We start from the raw sequence: 17041 nt of genomic DNA on the forward strand, positions 1-17041 counted from the left end.
CGATGAAGATCATCATTTTAGGGGCCGGCCAAGTAGGCGGAACACTTGCTGAAAACTTAGTGGGTGAGAATAACGAAATAACAGTTATTGACTCTGACCCCACTATATTGCGCGCACTTCAAGACCGTCTTGATTTACAAGTAGTAACAGGCGTGGGCTCACACCCTGATGTGTTGCGTAAGGCCGGTGCGGAAGATGCAGATATGCTGATTGCCGTAACCAATAGTGATGAAAGCAATATGTTGGCCTGTCAGGTGGCCTACAGCCTATTTAAAACCCCCACTAAAATCGCTCGCGTACGCTCTGAACAGTACATCATTTACCAAGAGCAGCTATATAAGCAGCAAGACATTCCCGTTGACCACATTATCGCTCCCGAGCAGTTGGTAACTAAGGCCATCAAACGTCTTATCGACTACCCGGGTGCACTTCAGGTGGTTGAGTTTGCTGAAGGCAAAGCCAGCCTTGTTGCGGTTAAAGCCTATTACGGTGGCTTATTGGTAGGCCACGCGTTATCTGCGCTTAAAGACCACATGCCTAACGTTGAAACTCGGGTTGCTGCCATTTACCGACGCGGCCGCCCTATTCGCCCGTTAGGTACCACGGTTATTGAGGCCGATGATGAAGTGTTCTTTATTGCCGCTACCAAGCACATTCGCGCGGTAATGAGTGAGCTTCAAAAGCTCGAATCAAGCTACAAACGAATTATGATAGCCGGTGGTGGCTTGATTGGTGCAGGCCTAGCGAAAAAGTTAGAGCACAATCATAACGTTAAGCTTATTGAATACAGTCCAGAAAGGGCCAAATATTTATCTGCCAACTTAGATAAAACCATTGTATTTAGCGGTGACGCGTCTGACCCTGAATTGCTAAGTGAAGAAAACATCGAGCAAGTTGACGCTTTCATAGCCGTTACCAACGACGATGAAGCGAATATCATGTCAGCCATGCTGGCAAAGCGTATGGGTGCACAAAAAGCCATGGTGCTTATCCAGCGAAGTGCTTATGTGGACTTGGTGCAAGGCGGTGAGATAGATATCGCGTTTTCACCTCAACAAGCCACTATTTCGGCGCTACTGACTCACGTACGTCGCGGTGACATTGTAAACGTGTACTCATTACGACGAGGTGCTGCCGAGGCTATTGAAGCGATAGCACACGGTGATGAAAATACCTCTAAGGTGGTTGGCAAACAAATAGGCGATATTAAACTACCGCCAGGTACTACGATTGGGGCTATTGTTCGAGACGATCAGGTGATTATTGCTCACAGCGATACCAAGATTGAAGCAAACGACCATGTAATTTTGTTCTTGGTTGATAAGAAGTACATCAACGACGTGGAAAAGCTGTTCCAACCCAGCGCATTTTTCTTTGGCTAGCGCTTTTGCAAAGCGTCATAGGTGCCGCAAGATTAAAAGTTGAAGACATAAGAATAAAGGGCGATATTTATCGCCCTTTATTTTTAGCTCGTATCAAAATTACCGGTTTAATTGTTAACTGCGCCAGAACGTAGGTGAGAACAAGACCAGCAATGAGAAGACTTCTAGTCGCCCAAATACCATGGCAATCACCAGTATCCATTTGCCTGCGTCAGTAACATCAGCATAGTTGGCCGCTACGCTGCCCAATCCCGGACCTAAGTTATTCAGCATGGCCGCAGTAGCGGTAAAGGCGCTTAGGTTATCTAAACCCGTGGCAATCAAGCCTATCATAATGATAACAAACACCACTGCATAAGCTGAAAAGAACCCCCATACGGCCTCTACTACTCTGTCAGGCATGGCACGGTCGCCAAACTTAACGCTGTATACCGCTTTCGGGTGAATTAGCCTATCAACCTCACGCTTGCCTTGTAAAAACAGTAAGCAGACGCGTACTACTTTTAGGCCCCCACCTGTAGAACTTGCGCACCCGCCGATAAAGCTTGAAAAAATAAGCATAATAGGGAGGAATGCCGGCCAGACTGAAAAATCAGTGGTTGCAAACCCTGCAGTGGTACTAATAGATACCGCTTGGATCATAGCTTGGTCTAAAGCCTGCTCTGCCGAGCTATAGTAGCCTGATAGCGTAAGTACTAGGAAACAAATCCCGATGAGTGAGGCTTGAATGATAAAAAACGCCTTAAACTCTGGATCGTTAAAATAGCCTTTAACCGAACGAGAGCTCACCGCCGCATAGTGTAATGAGAAGTTTAACGCAGCAATAAGCAAAAACACGGTACACACCACGTTTACCATAGGACTATTAAAATAGCCTAAGCTGGCGTCGTGGTTCGAAAAGCCACCAATAGCAACCGTTGAGAAAGAATGGCAAATCGCATCAAAAACATTCATTCCCGCAAGCCAGTATGCACCGGCACATGCAATGGTTATGGATAGGTAGATGTACCACAAATGCTTTGCCGTATCGGCAATACGCGGAGTCATTTTATTATCTTTAACTGGGCCAGGAGTTTCTGCCCGATAAAGCTGCATTCCCCCTACTCCAAGGATAGGTAAAATGGCAACTGCGAGTACGATGATACCCATGCCACCTAACCACTGAAGTTGTTGACGGTAAAACTGTACTGAGTGAGGAAGAAAATCTATCCCCTCAATAACCGTAGCTCCAGTGGTAGTCAGGCCAGAAAATGACTCAAAGAAAGCATCGGTTACCGTCATGCTTGGTTGCTCTAGCAAGATAAGTGGAATTGCCCCCACGCTTGCTAGTACTGACCAAAACAGCGCAACAATCAGAAACCCTTCTCGTGCTCTTAAGTCATTTTTCTGCTGACGGTTGGGATACCACAATGCCATACCGCCGATGACACAAAATATAAATGCGAGGATAAAAGGCAGGCCACTGCCATCTTGATAAATCAACGACACGATAGCGGGTGGGATCATGGTTACGCTAAAAAGCGCAATTAATAACCCAAGTATTCGTATGATGGCACGGTAGTGCATTGTTTGTTATGCCTTTATTTTTATAGTGCGCATAAGGACTACTGAGCCCTAGTTACAATGTGCTTTTTGATATGGTTTCAAAAAGCGAATCTATCTACGTGAAACAAGGTAGATGAAATCCTATACGTTACGCATAGGGTTTTGATTATAGGACTATAATGAACAAGGGGAAACCTTTGTCTCCCCACTACATTAGGCTAATTACACATAAAGGCACCTGATCTTTTCACTAGGAAAAAACCAACCACTTTTATTTTTTAGTTTCCTATTTCATAGCAAGCACGGTTTTAACCATTTTAGTAATACTCCCATTGGCTTCACTAATGCTTTGCGCCAGCATATACGCAGGTGTAGTAACAAGCTTTGCGTCATTATCAACAACCACCTCATCAACTGGGCACTCTACATGCGTGGCTCCTAAGGCATTCAACCCACCAGCCGTGGCTTCGTCATTGCCAATGGTCAGTTTAGTTTTGTTGCCATACACTTTTGCTGCTAGCGCAGGTGCAATACACGCGTACGCTGCGGGCTTTTTAGCTTGTGCAAAGGCTTTGCACACTGTCAGCACCTCTTCGTTAAAGGTACAATTTTCACCGTCTACAGCAAACGTGCACAGGTTCTTCGCAGCGCCAAAGCCACCAGGTAAAATAAGTGTGTCAAAAGCAGTTACGTCGCACTCAGTCACGGGTTTTATATCACCTCGGGCAATACGGGCCGATTCTACTAACACATTTCGTGCTTCACCTTCTGATACCTCACCGGTTAAGTGATTGACTACATGCAGTTGGTTTACATCTGGAGCAAAACATTGGTAAGACGCGCCTTCTTGCTCAATGGCTAAAAGTGTCAATACCGCTTCGTGTAACTCAGCCCCGTCAAACACACCACTACCACTTAAAATAACGGCTACTTGTTTCATATTGTCCTCCTAGACGCTATGCCATCTACTTATTCAAAATTTGGCTATTAAACACACAACTGTTCAAAAAAAGTTCTTAATAATACGTGTATACATTGTTAATGGTTATGCTACATTACTTGACCAACTTGGTTAAACCAAAAATAAACGTACACCAAGTTATCCACATAAAATGGAATGGTAAGTAGCAGGTACGCTGTTTTCACACCTAAGTCTCATTCCCTTATTTTTCTTGATTTGAAAGGTGATCTTTAACTTGACAAAGATCATCCGGATCACTGTGCCCAAAATTTTAGATCACAAAGTTATCCACAGGCGAAATGCGATCCGCTATCGACCTTAATGTTCCTTCATGATATGGCGATCTGCCCTAGCCTGTGGCATCCTTGCGCTCATATTCTCTATTGGAAAATCGCCATCTATGCCTGATTCTAAAAAGCCTCCATTTATTCTTGTCGATGGATCGTCATATCTTTTTCGTGCCTTTCACGGTTTACCACCATTAACCAACTCAAAAGGCCAAGACACCGGTGCTATTTATGGTGTTGTGAACATGCTTAAAAGCTTGATCAAACAATACAACCCGACGCATATGGCGGTGATTTTTGATGCTAAAGGCAAGACCTTTCGCGATGACATCTATAAAGAGTACAAAGCGAACCGTCCTCCGATGCCGGATGAGCTAAGAAGCCAAATCGAACCGTTGCACGCCATCATTAAGGCAATGGGTTTACCTGTTATTGTTGAATCGGGTGTAGAAGCTGATGACGTGATTGGCACGTTAGCCAAACACGCCACAGAAAAAGGTATTGATACCCTTATCAGCACCGGCGATAAAGACATGGCGCAACTAGTAAATGAACATGTCACCTTAATCAACACCATGACAAACCAACTGATGGATGTCGAAGGTGTAAATACGAAGTTTGGTATTCCACCTGAGCTTGTGATCGACTTCCTTGCGCTTAAAGGCGATAAAGTCGATAACATCCCAGGTGTACCTGGTGTAGGTGATAAAAGTGCACAAGCCTTGTTAAACGGTATTGGCGGTATCGACGACATATATAAGAACCTGGATAAAATTGCAGATCTGTCGTTTAGAGGCAGTAAGTCGATGGCGGCTAAAATGCAGGAATACGAAGAGCAAGCTCGGCTTTCTTATACCCTAGCTACTATCAGCATCGATCTTGACCTTGACTATGATGTCGAAGCTCTTATGCCTTGCCAAGCCGATAACGAACAACTTCGCGATCTGTTTGCCGAATACGAGTTCAAACGCTGGCATGCAGAAGTAAGCGCGCTAATAGCCGGCGGAGATACCTCTGGTGCCAATGCAAACACCAACGAAGAAAAAAGCGATAGCGCAGAAGAGAGCGAACAAAGTGAATCGGTAGAGATAGATAAGTCGAAGTATGAGACAGTGCTTGATGAGGAACGCTTTAATGCGTGGGTCGCGAAGCTAGAAAAAGCCGAGCTAATCGCTTTTGATACCGAGACAACCAGCCTTAACTACATGGATGCGGAGTTAGTTGGTGTTTCATTTTGTATAGAGGAAGGTGAAGCAGCTTATGTGCCTGTTGCTCACGATTACCCAGATGCACCCGCCCAGCTATCACGAGAATTCGTATTAGACGCATTAAAACCTATTTTAGAATCGGACACCGTGATCAAAGTAGGTCAACACATAAAATACGACAAAAACGTATTAGCGAACTATGACATTACCTTAAACGGCATTGGCTTTGACACCATGCTTGAGAGCTATGTACTAAACAGTACCGCGCAGCGCCATGATATGGACTCACTTGCCCTAGCCTACCTTGGTCATAAAACTATTCACTTCGAAGAGATTGCGGGTAAAGGCGCAAAGCAGCTAACGTTTAATCAAATTAGCCTTGAAGAAGCTGGGCCTTATGCCGCAGAAGATGCTGATATCACGCTTCGCTTACACAACGCTATTTGGACGAAGTTGAAAGAAATTCCTGAGCTTAAAAATCTATTGATAGATGTTGAGGTTCCCCTAGCCTGTGTACTTTCTCGTATGGAACAGGAAGGTGTATTGATAGACAGCCAAAGGCTGCGTCAGCAAAGCCAGGATCTTGCCACCCGGATTGCCGAGCTTGAAAGTGAAGTACATGAGGAAGCTGGCGAGCCATTCAACTTAGGTTCTACTAAACAGCTTCAACATGTCTTGTTCGAAAAAATGTCGCTACCGATCATAAAGAAAACGCCTAAAGGGGCGCCGTCTACTTCTGAGGACGTACTGCAAGAACTTGCGCTTGAGTACCCGTTGCCGAAGAAGATCATGGAATACCGTGGCCTAACCAAGCTAAAGAATACCTACACGGATAAACTTCCTAAGATGATCAATCATCGTACGGGTCGAGTGCATACTTCTTATCACCAAGCAGTAACCGCCACGGGACGACTCTCTTCCACCGATCCTAACTTACAGAACATCCCTATCCGAAATGAGGAAGGTCGCCGCGTACGTCAGGCATTTGTACCAAGAGAAGGAAATAAGTTCGTCGCTGCCGACTACTCGCAAATTGAATTGCGAATAATGGCTCACCTTTCGGGTGATAAGGGTCTATTAGACGCCTTTGCACATGGCAAAGATATTCATAAAGCTACAGCGTCTGAAGTGTTTGGTGTTCCACTAGATGAAGTAACCACTGAACAGCGTCGCAGTGCAAAAGCGATTAACTTTGGTTTAATTTACGGTATGAGTGCCTTTGGGTTGTCGAAGCAACTTAATATTCCACGTAATGAAGCACAAAAATATATGGATCTTTACTTCGAGCGCTACCCAGGCGTGCTTGAGTACATGGATTCAACACGTGAGAGCGCGAAAGAAAAAGGTTATGTAGAAACCGTATTTGGTCGCAGACTTTATTTGCCTGATATTAAAGCCAGTAATGGTGCACGTAGAAAAGGCGCAGAGCGCGCAGCGATAAACGCGCCTATGCAAGGCACAGCGGCAGACATTATTAAGATGGCAATGATCAAAGTTGATGACTGGATTAGGAAAAATGCATCTGATGATGTGACAATGATGATGCAGGTGCACGATGAATTGGTTTTTGAGATAAAAGAAGACAAAGTGGAAACCTATGTCTCTACTATTACTGCTCTTATGGAAAGCGCAGCTACGCTAAATGTTCCGCTGGTTGTTGAGGCAGGTGTGGGCGAAAACTGGGATGAAGCGCACTAGTTTGGTAATTAGATTACAGTTTTTACATTAAAAGGCGCGTTATATTCATTAAATTTGGTAATTTAATTACATAACACCCTTGCCTTTTCTGTACTTTGTTGTAATATTACACATGTAGGGTACAGAGGTGAGAAAGCTGTTTTCAAACCTTTGCTTTAACCCCGACAGTTTTGTCGGGGTTTTTTTATATCTGCGGAAAACAAATAATCCATAAATATCAATAACTTAAAAAATAAAGCGAATTTTATTTTAGTTTTTCTGAACTTCTCTATTTATCACGACTCTATATCTACGGTTTTTATGTGTTTTCTCTCAGTTTACGCCTCGCTCTATGCGGGGCGTTCTTTTTTCTAACACCCCATCATACCTATCCATCGGGCACGTCAGATCAGCACAAACGGTAAGGGTGAATTGCGCTACTGTACTTCGCTATCAGACTCTTCTGTTTCGTCTTGTTTATCTAAGCCAAACCACGTATCCAAAATACGCTCTAATTCGGGTAACCCGTGCTTATTTAATGACGAGAAGGTTTGCACGGTAACATCGCCCATAAATGCCATCGCAGCTTCACGCGCCATTAACAGCTGTGCCTTTCGCTTACCGCTTTTAAGTTTGTCGGCTTTAGTGAGAAGTGCCAGTACTGGAATATTTGAGGCTACTGCCCAATGGATAAGATCTTGGTCTAAATCTTTGAAGGGGTGACGAATATCCATTAAAACGACTAATCCTTTAAGGGACTTGCGCTTTTGAAGATATTCACCAAGTGACGCCTGCCACTTCTTTTTCATGGCTACTGGCACTTTTGCAAAGCCATATCCTGGCAAATCAACCAAGCGTAAGTCTTCTTCTAATTTAAAGACGTTGATCAATTGGGTGCGACCCGGTGTTTTACTGGTTCTTGCCAAGTTCTTCTGACGAGTTAACGTGTTAAGTGCACTCGATTTACCCGCATTAGAGCGGCCCGCGAACGCTACTTCAATTCCGGTATCATTCTTTAAATGACGAATATCAGGTGCGCTCGTAAAGAATTTTGCTTTGGTGTAATACGACATCTAGACTTACCTCCACATGCGTCTCAACCTTCGGTTTACAGTTTTTTAATGAATAAACCAACTAAAAACCATAGTTTTATCATGGAATAGGTTTTTCTGACGCGTTAAATGTGTAAAATACGCATGATATCACGTATATCACGCGAGCCGTTGGATCCATTTAAGAGATTTATTATGAAAAAACTGTGTTTGTTGGTATGTATGTCTTTAGGTTTAAGCGCAACTGCTATGGCAGAAGGCGACGCCGAGGCAGGTAAAGCGAAATCTGCAGTATGTGCAGCCTGTCATGGCCCTGATGGCAACAGCATGATTGACATGAACCCAAAGATTGCTGGCCAGCATGAGAAGTACATTGTTAAGCAATTAACCGAATTTAAACTTGCCTCTCAAACAGGTGGCGAGGAAGGTCGTAACAATGCTGTGATGAACGGCATGGCTGCCCCACTTTCAGAGCAAGACATGAAAGACCTAGCCGCTTATTTCTCAAGCCAAGAGCCAAAGGCGGGTGAAACACCAGAGCAATACGTTGAAGCTGGCCGTGCATTGTACCAAGGTGGCGACGAGTCTCGAGGCGTAACTGCATGTATCGCGTGTCACGGTCCTAAGGGCAACGGCATGGGCTTAGCAGGTTTCCCTGATATCAGCGGTCAACATGCAACTTACACTGCAGCTCAATTGAAAGCATTCCGTTCAGGCCAACGTCACAATGACATGAATGGCATGATGCGTGATATTGCGATGAAATTAACCGACGAAGATATTGAGATTTTATCTAACTATATCGCGGGCTTACACTAAGCATTACCGTTTTTGCATATTGTTGTTAAAAATTTGTTACCGAAAAAGTTGTATTTTGAAATTATTCGTGTAATCTAACGGCGTAGTTTGTAGGTGCCTTTGAAAAGCTACAAGCTAAATAACAAGAATAATAATAAAAATGCAGCATGGAAGACGGGATAAAGAGCCACGAGGGCCAAAAACAACAATACAGCTCTGCTAACAATAAAAATAAGGGGAGCACGGCTAGGGAAGCAAGATACACATAGAAGTGTATAACGGGAGAGGTGTCATCTGACACTCATACAATGTAAGGTGATGGTGAGAACCATCACCTTTTTCTTTTTTAAGCCCCTTATTATTGTTCACTTTCCTATGTACTGTCCTTTATGCAAAAGCGCTAACGCGCCATCTCACTATCACTCAGATAAAAAGCGCGATTACCTTCAATGTAATCAATGCAAACTCGTTTATGTTTCTCCTGAATTCTTACCATCTAAAGAAGTAGAAAAGCAGGAATATGACCTTCACGAGAATAGCTTTGAAGACGAAGGGTATCGAAAGTTTTTAGGAAAGGTTTTAACGCCACTTACACCTTTTATAAAAGACATGAAATTTGGTGAACTCCGAGGACTAGACTTTGGCTGTGGCCCTGCGCCTGTTTTAGCAAGTATGCTGGAAGAAGAAGGCGTTAGGATGAATATGTACGATCCCTTCTATGCACACAACTTATCGGTACTTGAGCAAAGCTATGACGTAGTGACATGTACAGAGGCTATAGAACACTTTCACGCCCCTCATGTGGAATGGGCGCTATTTAACAAACTTGTAGCTTCTGGTGGCGTTCTTGCCATCATGACCAAGCGCGTACTTGATAAAGCCAGGTTTGCAAATTGGCACTATAAAAACGACGTCACCCACGTTAGCTTTTTCAGCGAAGCAACCTTTCAATATTTGGCACAACGAGATGGCTATGATGTCACTTTTCCTGCCAGCGATGTCGCTCTATTGAGAAAGCGCTGAAACAAATTCCCGTAATACTTTATGTTCCCCGTATTGATTTTGCACTGCATACCCAAAGATCAATACGTAGACACTAATTCGCGCTATAATAGCGCTGTTTTTTCACTCTCTTTGTTATTTGGAAATTATGGCACGTTCAAAGAAATCACGTAAAGTCGGCCTAATCGGCGTTCGTAAAGATCCTGACTTTAAACCAAGCGAAAACCGTAAATCAGACTCGCCTCGCCCTAAAAAGCATAAAGGTAAGCCCGCTGGTAATCGCCACAATGTTGAACAGAAAAAAGTGACGGGCAAAAAGAGTGCTGAGAATAAAGATCCGCGCCACGGCAGTAAAAAGCCTATTCAGCTTGTAAAAGCAGTGACGCCCACCCCTGCTCAAAAGAAAAAGTACGCCACACCAGCCCAAGAACTGGCAGCGCTTGAAGCAGATCAACGCTTGTCAGATTTACTCGACAAACTTGACGACGATAAACCGCTCACCCGTGAGCAACAAGCTTATGTCGACGAGAAGATGGCACGCCACCGCATTCTTTGTGACCTACTAGGAATAGTAGAAGAGGATGATGAAGACGACGATATGGATCCGTTTAATGATTTAGACGCTATTAATATCGACGACTTTAAGCACTAATAAAAAACGGGAAAGAGTCATGCTTTGGGCAGTACTTTCAGGCATCGCGCTACTAATTATTCTTGCGCTAGGTTTTTACGCAGGCAAACTGCTGTTTATGTTAAAACAACAAAAAGAGCGACAAGAAGCGGCAAGGCAGTCGCGCGTAGCCACTATAACCGACAGTATTATAGTAATAGCTAAGGCGATGGAGCAGCAGCAATGTGATTTGTCAGAAGGCGTAATTCGCATCGTGAACTTGCTTAACGCGCTTCCAATAAGTACTCCGCCTGATTTTAAAGCGCAGTATCCCAACATTCATGCACTATTCACAGAGGTAAGCGGTTTTGCGATTTTAGAAGCAAGGCAACAGCTACCTAAGAATGAGCGAAGAAAGCAAGATATCGCTCGCGAGCAGATTGAATCGGAATACGAATCTAAGGTGCTGGACGAATTACCACCGCTGAAGGCGTATTGTGAGACACTCGTAGCCACTAAATAACGAGTAAGCGCGACGCTGATTTAAAAGATAAAAACTAATGCAATCAATATCGAAAATGGCCGAGTACAGTATGTAGTCGGCCATTTTTTTAACCCGGTTACCTTTGCCTATGTCACTTTATCGCGAGCTCGCAGGTACGTTCGTAGCAATGACACCCTACTTCGTGGTCATTGACCATACCCACAGCTTGCATAAAAGCATAGCAAATCGTTTCACCTACAAAATTAAATCCGTGCTTTTTAAGTGCTTTTGACATTGCTTTAGACGCATCAGTTGATGTGGGTGCTTGCCTGAAGTCTTCCCACGCATTAATGACCGTACGTCCATCTGTAAATTGCCAAATAAAATCACTGAATGGCTGCGACGCTTCGATAGCTAAAAAACCCTTGGCATTTTTGATAACCGACTCTATCTTGAGTTTGTTTCTAATTATGCCGCTGTCCTGCATCAGCCTGTCGACATCAGCGGGGCCCATCTTCGAAATTTTCTCAGGGTCGAACTGATAGAATGCCTGTTCAAAATTCTGCTGTTTTTTCAAAATGGTCAGCCAAGATAAACCAGCCTGTTGTCCATCGAGGCATAACTTAGCAAACAACGCGCGACTATCTAGCTCGGGTACACCCCATTCGTTATCATGATACGCTAAATAAATAGGGTCGCTGCTCACCCAACCACAGCGATGCAAAGGCGTATTTTTTTCTATTTTTGTTTGATTGGGCATGGCTTTAGATTAAATCCTTGTTGTGAAGTGGCATATTGGCTTTATTCGTGACGTTTTTTCACCCTTTACACCTACATACTATGCCTCACAAATTGTATACTATCCCACCTTTATTTTAAGTCAGATAACTAATAAGCAGCGGATGTATGCAGAAATACGATATTAAGACCTTTCAAGGGTTGATCCTTGCGCTTCAAGATTATTGGGCGCGTCAGGGCTGCGTTATTATTCAGCCTCTGGATATGGAAGTGGGTGCCGGTACTTTTCACCCTATGACGTTCCTACGTTCTTTAGGTCCAGAGCCAATGAGTAGCGCCTATGTTCAACCGTGCCGTAGACCAACTGATGGTCGTTACGGTGAGAACCCAAACCGCTTACAACATTACTATCAGTTCCAAGTAATGCTTAAGCCTTCACCTGATAATATTCAGGAGTTGTATTTGGGCTCTTTGAAAGAGTTAGGTTTTGATCCTCTGGTTCATGACATTCGCTTCGTAGAAGACAACTGGGAATCACCCACGCTGGGAGCGTGGGGTCTAGGTTGGGAAGTGTGGCTAAACGGTATGGAAGTAACACAGTTTACCTACTTTCAGCAGGTTGGCGGCCTTGAATGTAAGCCTGTTACCGGCGAAATTACCTACGGCTTAGAGCGACTCGCCATGTACGTCCAAGGTGTAGATAGTATCTACGACCTAGTTTGGACTGACGGCCCTATGGGCAAAGTGACCTATGGCGATGTGTTCCATCAAAATGAAGTAGAACAATCGACGTATAACTTCGAACACGCCAACGTTGAAGCCTTATTTAGAACCTTCGACGAATGTGAAGCAGAAAGCAAAAAGCTTATCGAAAACAACCTCCCACTTCCTGCCTATGAGCAGGTTATGAAAGCGTCACACGCATTTAACTTGCTTGATGCTCGTCATGCTATCTCAGTGACTGAACGCCAGCGCTATATTCTTCGCGTTCGAACGCTAGCCAAAGCGTGTGCAGAAAGCTATTACCAAGCACGTGAAGCACTTGGCTTCCCACTATGTAACAAGGAGGCATAAGCGTGCGTACAGAAAATTGTTTAGTTGAATTAGGTACTGAAGAACTCCCACCAAAAGCGCTTAAGTCTTTAGGTGAAGCCTTCGCCACGCAGTTTGAAGCTGCGCTTACGCAAGCTGACTTAAGCTTTGATTCAGTCAGCTGGTTTGCAGCCCCTCGCCGCTTAGCCGTTTATGTTTCAGGTCTTGCTGAAGGTCAGGCTGACAAAGTAGTAGAGAAACGCGGCCCAGCAGTATCAGCCGCGTTTGACGCCGACGGTAATCCCACTAAAGCAGCACAAGGTTGGGCTCGCGGTAACGGCATTGACGTTGCTGACGCAGAACGCCTTGTAACTGACAAAGGAGAGTGGTTACTTCATAAAGCCCACGTTCCAGGGCAATCAGTTGCAGAGCTTCTAGAAGGGCTGATAAACCAAGCGGTAAGCAAGCTACCTATTCCAAAGCCAATGCGTTGGGGTAATTACAACACTCAGTTTATACGCCCGGTTCACACCCTTTGCGTGCTTTACGGAAGCGAGGTGGTTAACGTTTCTGTATTGGGCCTAACAAGCGGCCGCGTAGTTCAGGGTCACCGATTCCACGGCGAAGGTCGCTTTGAACTGGATCATGCTGACAATTACGCCTCTGCCCTAGAGCAACAATATGTGCTGGCAGATTTTGAGGCGCGTAAAGATAAAGTGCGTCAGCAGCTTGAAGACGCAGCGCAAAGCTTGTCGCTTAAGCCAGACTATAATGAAGACTTACTAGAAGAAATCGCGTCACTTGTAGAGTGGCCGGTTGTACTTCAAGCTGGGTTTGATGAGGCTTTCTTAGCAGTACCGAAAGAAGCGCTTATCTATACCATGAAAGACGACCAAAAATATGTGCCGCTGCTAGATAGCGATGGTGCACTTTCAAACACTTTCTTATTCGTAACGAATATTGAAAGTCGCGATGCGTCTCAAGTTATTTCTGGCAATGAAAAGGTTATCCGCCCTCGCCTGGCAGACGCCGAGTTCTTCTTTAACAGCGATAAAAAGACAACATTAGAAAGCCGCCTTGAAAGCTTAGAAACCGTATTGTTCCAAAAGCAGCTTGGTACGCTAAAAGAAAAGTCTGAGCGTATTTCTGCCCTATCGGCGTTTATCGCTTCGCAAATAGATGCGAATGAAACACAAGCTGCACGAGCAGGTCTTCTAGCTAAAACCGATTTAATGTCGAACATGGTTATGGAGTTCCCAGACGTTCAAGGTGTTATGGGTAAATACTATGCACTAAACGACGGTGAAGATGCGCCTGTTGCTGAAGCGCTTTATGAACAGTATATGCCGCGTTTTGCTGGTGACGCACTTCCTAGTTCAGGCGTTAGCGCATCGGTCGCGCTTGCTGACAAACTAGATACCCTAGTGGGTATTTTCGGTATTGGCCAGTTACCTAAGGGTGATAAAGACCCGTTTGCACTTCGTCGTGCAGCGATAGGCGTTTTACGTATTGTTACTGAGCTGTCACTGCCGCTAGATCTTGAAACGTTAGTGAGCAAAGCTATCAATGTATATGGCGATAAGTTAACGAATGCTGAAACCCAATCTCAGGTGGTTGATTTTGTATTAGGTCGATTTACTGCGCTTTTACAAGATCAAGCTATCGCCATTGATGTTATTCAGGCCGTTGCTGCTCGTCGCCCTACTAAACCAGCTGACTACTTAGCCCGTGTTCATGCGGTAGATAAGTTTAGAGCACTGGAAGAAGCCGAAGCGCTAGCTGCCGCTAACAAGCGTGTTGCAAACATCCTTGCTAAGCAGAACGTTGAAGTGACAGACACAGTGAATATTGATGAGTCACTGTTAGCTGAAGAAGCTGAAAAAGCGCTTTACGTTGAGCTGAAAGCCGCACAGAAAGAAGTTGATATTGCTGTTCCTTCACAGGACTACACGCGTATTCTTACTGCGCTTGCAACCTTACGTAATGTAATCGATAACTTCTTCGATAACGTAATGGTTATGGCTGATGACGAAGCGGTTAAAAATAACCGACTTGCTTTACTGTCGCTTTTAAGGCAACTTTTCCTTACTACCGCAGATATATCTATTCTCGCGAAGTCGTAGGCTAGTCAGAGTTAATGCGGTTTTATGCCGCGAAAAACAAAGAGCCCAGCCTTAACGTTGGGCTTTTTTATAAATGGAGACGCTGTGAAAAAGTTACTAACTATTGCTTCTATGTGCATAGCACTTTCAGCATGCTCAAGCAGTGGAAGTTTTAAAATTCCAGAAATAGCACCGGACGTGCCTCGCATTCAATTCGAAAACATGTTCCTAAGAGGTGTATTTAACTGGTGGGAGGCTGACCCTAGTTACAAGTTCAAACGATCAAATTCAGGCTGGACAGTGGACGTTGAACTCATAGCCGACGGACAACCTTATGATTTTAGGTTGTCAGATGCAAAATGGACGCCCTCACAAAGCTGTGGCGGCAAATATAAAGGGCAGCCTGTAATGTTAGGTTCCACTGTTTATTTAGTCTGTGAACAGGGCTCAGAGAACTTGCAATTTACCCCCTCCTCAACTGGCACCTATCGCTTTACAGCAACAGCAGCAAGTGCGGGGGAAGTCGCCTTGGTCGTGTCTAAATTGTAGTTAGCTTCGGCTTGACTATTCACCTTCTGCGAGAAAGATCGCTTTTAGTCTTTTTCGCAGCAGGTATTTAAAAGAATTCTATTTCAAGTTCGGCTAGCATCATTGTCCCATCATCGTTTTCAACGAAATATAGATCGTACTTTGCATCATCTAGAAATACCTGCCAATAATCGTCATTACCCATTATTTCATCACCGTAAAGCGCCTTAACCTCAGTGCTAGGTTGTTCAAAATAGTGTTCTGCAAACTTCCAATCTTCTAGATTCTGTTTGTTTCTAAACACACTTTCGTAAACAGATAACTTACTTAGTTCTTGATAACTAAAGTTCAGTACAAGATGATTGCCATATACTTGAATAACATCACCGTTATCCGCATAAGCATCAAAAATTGGACGAAAGCCCTGCTCATCTAATTGCTCTATCGTTATGGTGTCACCCTGTTTACGCTTACTGTCAACAAAGGCGATAACTTCATTGTATTGATGTGCCTTCTCAGTTTCATTGCTTGAATCTTTTATATAAGCAGTATCCGTATATCCATACTCGAAGCCGTTAACTAGCCATTCCTTTTCACCGTTTATAATTTTCAAATCTATTATTACATCAAGATTTACATCAGCTTTCTTTTTAAGAGTAAATCGGTATTTGCCTCTTTCAATTTGATTCCCTTCAGGCAACTGTTTTAATAATTCCGCCTTTTTAGTCTCGTAGCCGACTTTCTCTTCTATAAGCCAATCGCTGTTAAACCGATTATCAAAGGCAATAGAATTAGTAAGGGTTGTTGATACCCAGTGATTTTCTGTAGTTACTTTTTTTACTATTCCTTTGTGGGTCACCACCCAAAGGTTTCTCCCATAAGAATACAGCACGGTGTCTTTGTTAACGCTATACGTTGACGTAGGTGTACCGAGTACGCTCAGCATACTTGTTACACTTTCATTGATTGTTAAGCCAAATACACCACCTTTAAGGGAGATATTATTGTTCTGTAGCGGTGGCTGGGATTTATTGATACTTGGTGTTCGAGATATAGAAAACTTTACCTCGTCTTCAATGACTAGCACGGTTTCTTTTTCTGCTCCGTTTGTCACTGTTACCGATTTATCGGCATTATCTACAATCTTATAATTAGTTTGTGCTAATGCGCTTGGTACCGTGTGGAGCATTAGCAATCCCATGCATGCAATGACTGTTTTTTCCATAATATTTTCCATCCCTTTATGTCCATTATTTAACGTTTATTTGCTTATTGAGTATTTTTATATTGCTCACCTATCGCATTTATTTCATTTTTGTATTTCTTCGCGGTTTCAGGGTGCCTTAAGACACTTGATAATCTTACCTCTACATTCGCAATCATTTTTCTCAACGGGTAATGCTCCAGCTCGTCTACTTGACTCAAAAATATGGCGATATCTTTCAAATCAGATATACAACATGATTTAATATCAACGCTGTATTGCTTAGCCAAAAATTTCACCATGCCGTCACTTGTCGACGTACTATTACTGGTTAGTGGCTGTAGTGGCATATCTTCTATGTCTTTCTTGAAGCTTACCGTCATATCTACTGACTGGTGCAGCAGCTTTACTGCTGTTAGGCCTGCACTATT

The 17041-nt window shown here is 43.8% G+C and carries 15 protein-coding genes; 9 read left to right on the top strand and 6 right to left on the bottom strand.

The annotated features are described in order from the left end of the window. The first annotated feature begins 2 nt into the window (after nt 1–2). Nucleotides 3–1382 carry a Trk system potassium transporter TrkA gene (gene trkA / locus WA381_RS02915; RefSeq protein WP_014947726.1) on the top strand — a complete coding sequence of 460 codons (1380 nt, stop codon included), beginning with the start codon at nt 3–5 and terminating at the stop codon, nt 1380–1382. Nucleotides 1383–1496: 114 nt separating this feature from the next. On the opposite strand, the gene WA381_RS02920 is transcribed toward trkA, so the two are convergent. Beyond that, nucleotides 1497–2948, bottom strand: a complete 1452-nt coding sequence (locus WA381_RS02920) for a TrkH family potassium uptake protein (RefSeq protein ID WP_014947725.1) — start codon at nt 2946–2948, stop codon at nt 1497–1499. Between the two features lie 265 nt (nt 2949–3213). Next, entirely contained in the window at nt 3214–3867 is a 654-nt protein-coding gene (gene elbB, locus WA381_RS02925) for an isoprenoid biosynthesis glyoxalase ElbB (protein WP_156085684.1), read from the bottom strand. Between the two features lie 421 nt (nt 3868–4288). Between elbB and polA the strand changes: the two genes are divergently transcribed. Further along, nucleotides 4289–7081, top strand: coding sequence for a DNA polymerase I (polA, locus tag WA381_RS02930; protein WP_156085683.1), 2793 nt, complete (start codon nt 4289–4291; stop codon nt 7079–7081). Between the two features lie 416 nt (nt 7082–7497). On the opposite strand, the gene yihA is transcribed toward polA, so the two are convergent. Then, a complete protein-coding gene (gene yihA / locus WA381_RS02935; RefSeq protein WP_014975249.1) occupies nt 7498–8133 on the bottom strand; it encodes a ribosome biogenesis GTP-binding protein YihA/YsxC in 636 nt (211 codons plus the stop codon). A gap of 174 nt (nt 8134–8307) precedes the next feature. On the opposite strand from yihA, the gene WA381_RS02940 reads away from it, so the two are divergent. From WA381_RS02940 to WA381_RS02955, 4 genes are all read left to right on the top strand, one after another. Beyond that, on the top strand, nt 8308–8931 hold the full coding sequence (locus WA381_RS02940; protein ID WP_014947721.1) for a c-type cytochrome: 624 nt from the start codon (nt 8308–8310) through the stop codon (nt 8929–8931). A 300-nt stretch (nt 8932–9231) separates the two neighbouring features. Next, nucleotides 9232–9933, top strand: a complete 702-nt coding sequence (locus WA381_RS02945) for a class I SAM-dependent methyltransferase (protein ID WP_156087306.1) — start codon at nt 9232–9234, stop codon at nt 9931–9933. A gap of 127 nt (nt 9934–10060) precedes the next feature. Further along, the gene (gene yihI, locus WA381_RS02950) at nt 10061–10564 is read left to right on the top strand and encodes a Der GTPase-activating protein YihI (RefSeq protein WP_014947719.1); all 504 of its coding nucleotides are present in this window, start codon (nt 10061–10063) and stop codon (nt 10562–10564) included. A 19-nt stretch (nt 10565–10583) separates the two neighbouring features. Further along, nucleotides 10584–11045 (top strand): DUF2489 domain-containing protein, encoded by a 462-nt coding sequence (locus WA381_RS02955; RefSeq protein ID WP_039222303.1) that lies wholly within the window; start codon nt 10584–10586, stop codon nt 11043–11045. Between the two features lie 112 nt (nt 11046–11157). Here the strand turns inward: WA381_RS02955 and WA381_RS02960 are convergent, their stop codons facing one another. Continuing rightward, the gene (locus WA381_RS02960; protein WP_156085682.1) at nt 11158–11766 is read right to left on the bottom strand and encodes a DNA-3-methyladenine glycosylase I; all 609 of its coding nucleotides are present in this window, start codon (nt 11764–11766) and stop codon (nt 11158–11160) included. A 146-nt stretch (nt 11767–11912) separates the two neighbouring features. On the opposite strand from WA381_RS02960, the gene glyQ reads away from it, so the two are divergent. The 3 genes from glyQ (at nt 11913) to WA381_RS02975 (ending at nt 15427) form a co-directional block, all read left to right on the top strand. Then, complete coding sequence (gene glyQ / locus WA381_RS02965) at nt 11913–12818, top strand: glycine--tRNA ligase subunit alpha (protein ID WP_014947716.1); 906 nt, start codon at nt 11913–11915, stop codon at nt 12816–12818. A gap of 2 nt (nt 12819–12820) precedes the next feature. After that, entirely contained in the window at nt 12821–14899 is a 2079-nt protein-coding gene (glyS, locus tag WA381_RS02970) for a glycine--tRNA ligase subunit beta (RefSeq protein WP_156085681.1), read from the top strand. Between the two features lie 84 nt (nt 14900–14983). Beyond that, nucleotides 14984–15427 carry a hypothetical protein gene (locus WA381_RS02975; protein ID WP_139125413.1) on the top strand — a complete coding sequence of 148 codons (444 nt, stop codon included), beginning with the start codon at nt 14984–14986 and terminating at the stop codon, nt 15425–15427. 67 nt (nt 15428–15494) lie between these two features. On the opposite strand, the gene WA381_RS02980 is transcribed toward WA381_RS02975, so the two are convergent. Beyond that, nucleotides 15495–16631: a hypothetical protein gene (locus WA381_RS02980; protein ID WP_231506371.1), complete on the bottom strand. Its 1137-nt coding sequence runs from the start codon at nt 16629–16631 to the stop codon at nt 15495–15497. A 44-nt stretch (nt 16632–16675) separates the two neighbouring features. Further along, a complete protein-coding gene (locus tag WA381_RS02985; RefSeq protein WP_231506370.1) occupies nt 16676–16993 on the bottom strand; it encodes a hypothetical protein in 318 nt (105 codons plus the stop codon). Nucleotides 16994–17041 lie beyond the last annotated feature (48 nt).

The sequence above is a fragment of the Alteromonas sp. CH_MED4-4 genome (genome assembly GCF_037029575.1).
GTDB classification, from domain to species: Bacteria; Pseudomonadota; Gammaproteobacteria; order Enterobacterales; family Alteromonadaceae; genus Alteromonas; species Alteromonas macleodii.

What these genes read in the sequence shown, in the direction of transcription:
- trkA (WP_014947726.1), top strand. Translation starts at nt 3, where the DNA reads ATGAAGATCATCATTTTAGGGGCCGGCCAAGTAGGCGGAACACTTGCT.
- WA381_RS02920 (WP_014947725.1), bottom strand. Translation starts at nt 2,948, where the DNA reads ATGCACTACCGTGCCATCATACGAATACTTGGGTTATTAATTGCGCTT.
- elbB (WP_156085684.1), bottom strand. Translation starts at nt 3,867, where the DNA reads ATGAAACAAGTAGCCGTTATTTTAAGTGGTAGTGGTGTGTTTGACGGG.
- polA (WP_156085683.1), top strand. Translation starts at nt 4,289, where the DNA reads ATGCCTGATTCTAAAAAGCCTCCATTTATTCTTGTCGATGGATCGTCA.
- yihA (WP_014975249.1), bottom strand. Translation starts at nt 8,133, where the DNA reads ATGTCGTATTACACCAAAGCAAAATTCTTTACGAGCGCACCTGATATT.
- WA381_RS02940 (WP_014947721.1), top strand. Translation starts at nt 8,308, where the DNA reads ATGAAAAAACTGTGTTTGTTGGTATGTATGTCTTTAGGTTTAAGCGCA.
- yihI (WP_014947719.1), top strand. Translation starts at nt 10,061, where the DNA reads ATGGCACGTTCAAAGAAATCACGTAAAGTCGGCCTAATCGGCGTTCGT.
- WA381_RS02955 (WP_039222303.1), top strand. Translation starts at nt 10,584, where the DNA reads ATGCTTTGGGCAGTACTTTCAGGCATCGCGCTACTAATTATTCTTGCG.
- WA381_RS02960 (WP_156085682.1), bottom strand. Translation starts at nt 11,766, where the DNA reads ATGCCCAATCAAACAAAAATAGAAAAAAATACGCCTTTGCATCGCTGT.
- glyQ (WP_014947716.1), top strand. Translation starts at nt 11,913, where the DNA reads ATGCAGAAATACGATATTAAGACCTTTCAAGGGTTGATCCTTGCGCTT.
- WA381_RS02980 (WP_231506371.1), bottom strand. Translation starts at nt 16,631, where the DNA reads ATGGAAAAAACAGTCATTGCATGCATGGGATTGCTAATGCTCCACACG.
- WA381_RS02985 (WP_231506370.1), bottom strand. Translation starts at nt 16,993, where the DNA reads ATGACGGTAAGCTTCAAGAAAGACATAGAAGATATGCCACTACAGCCA.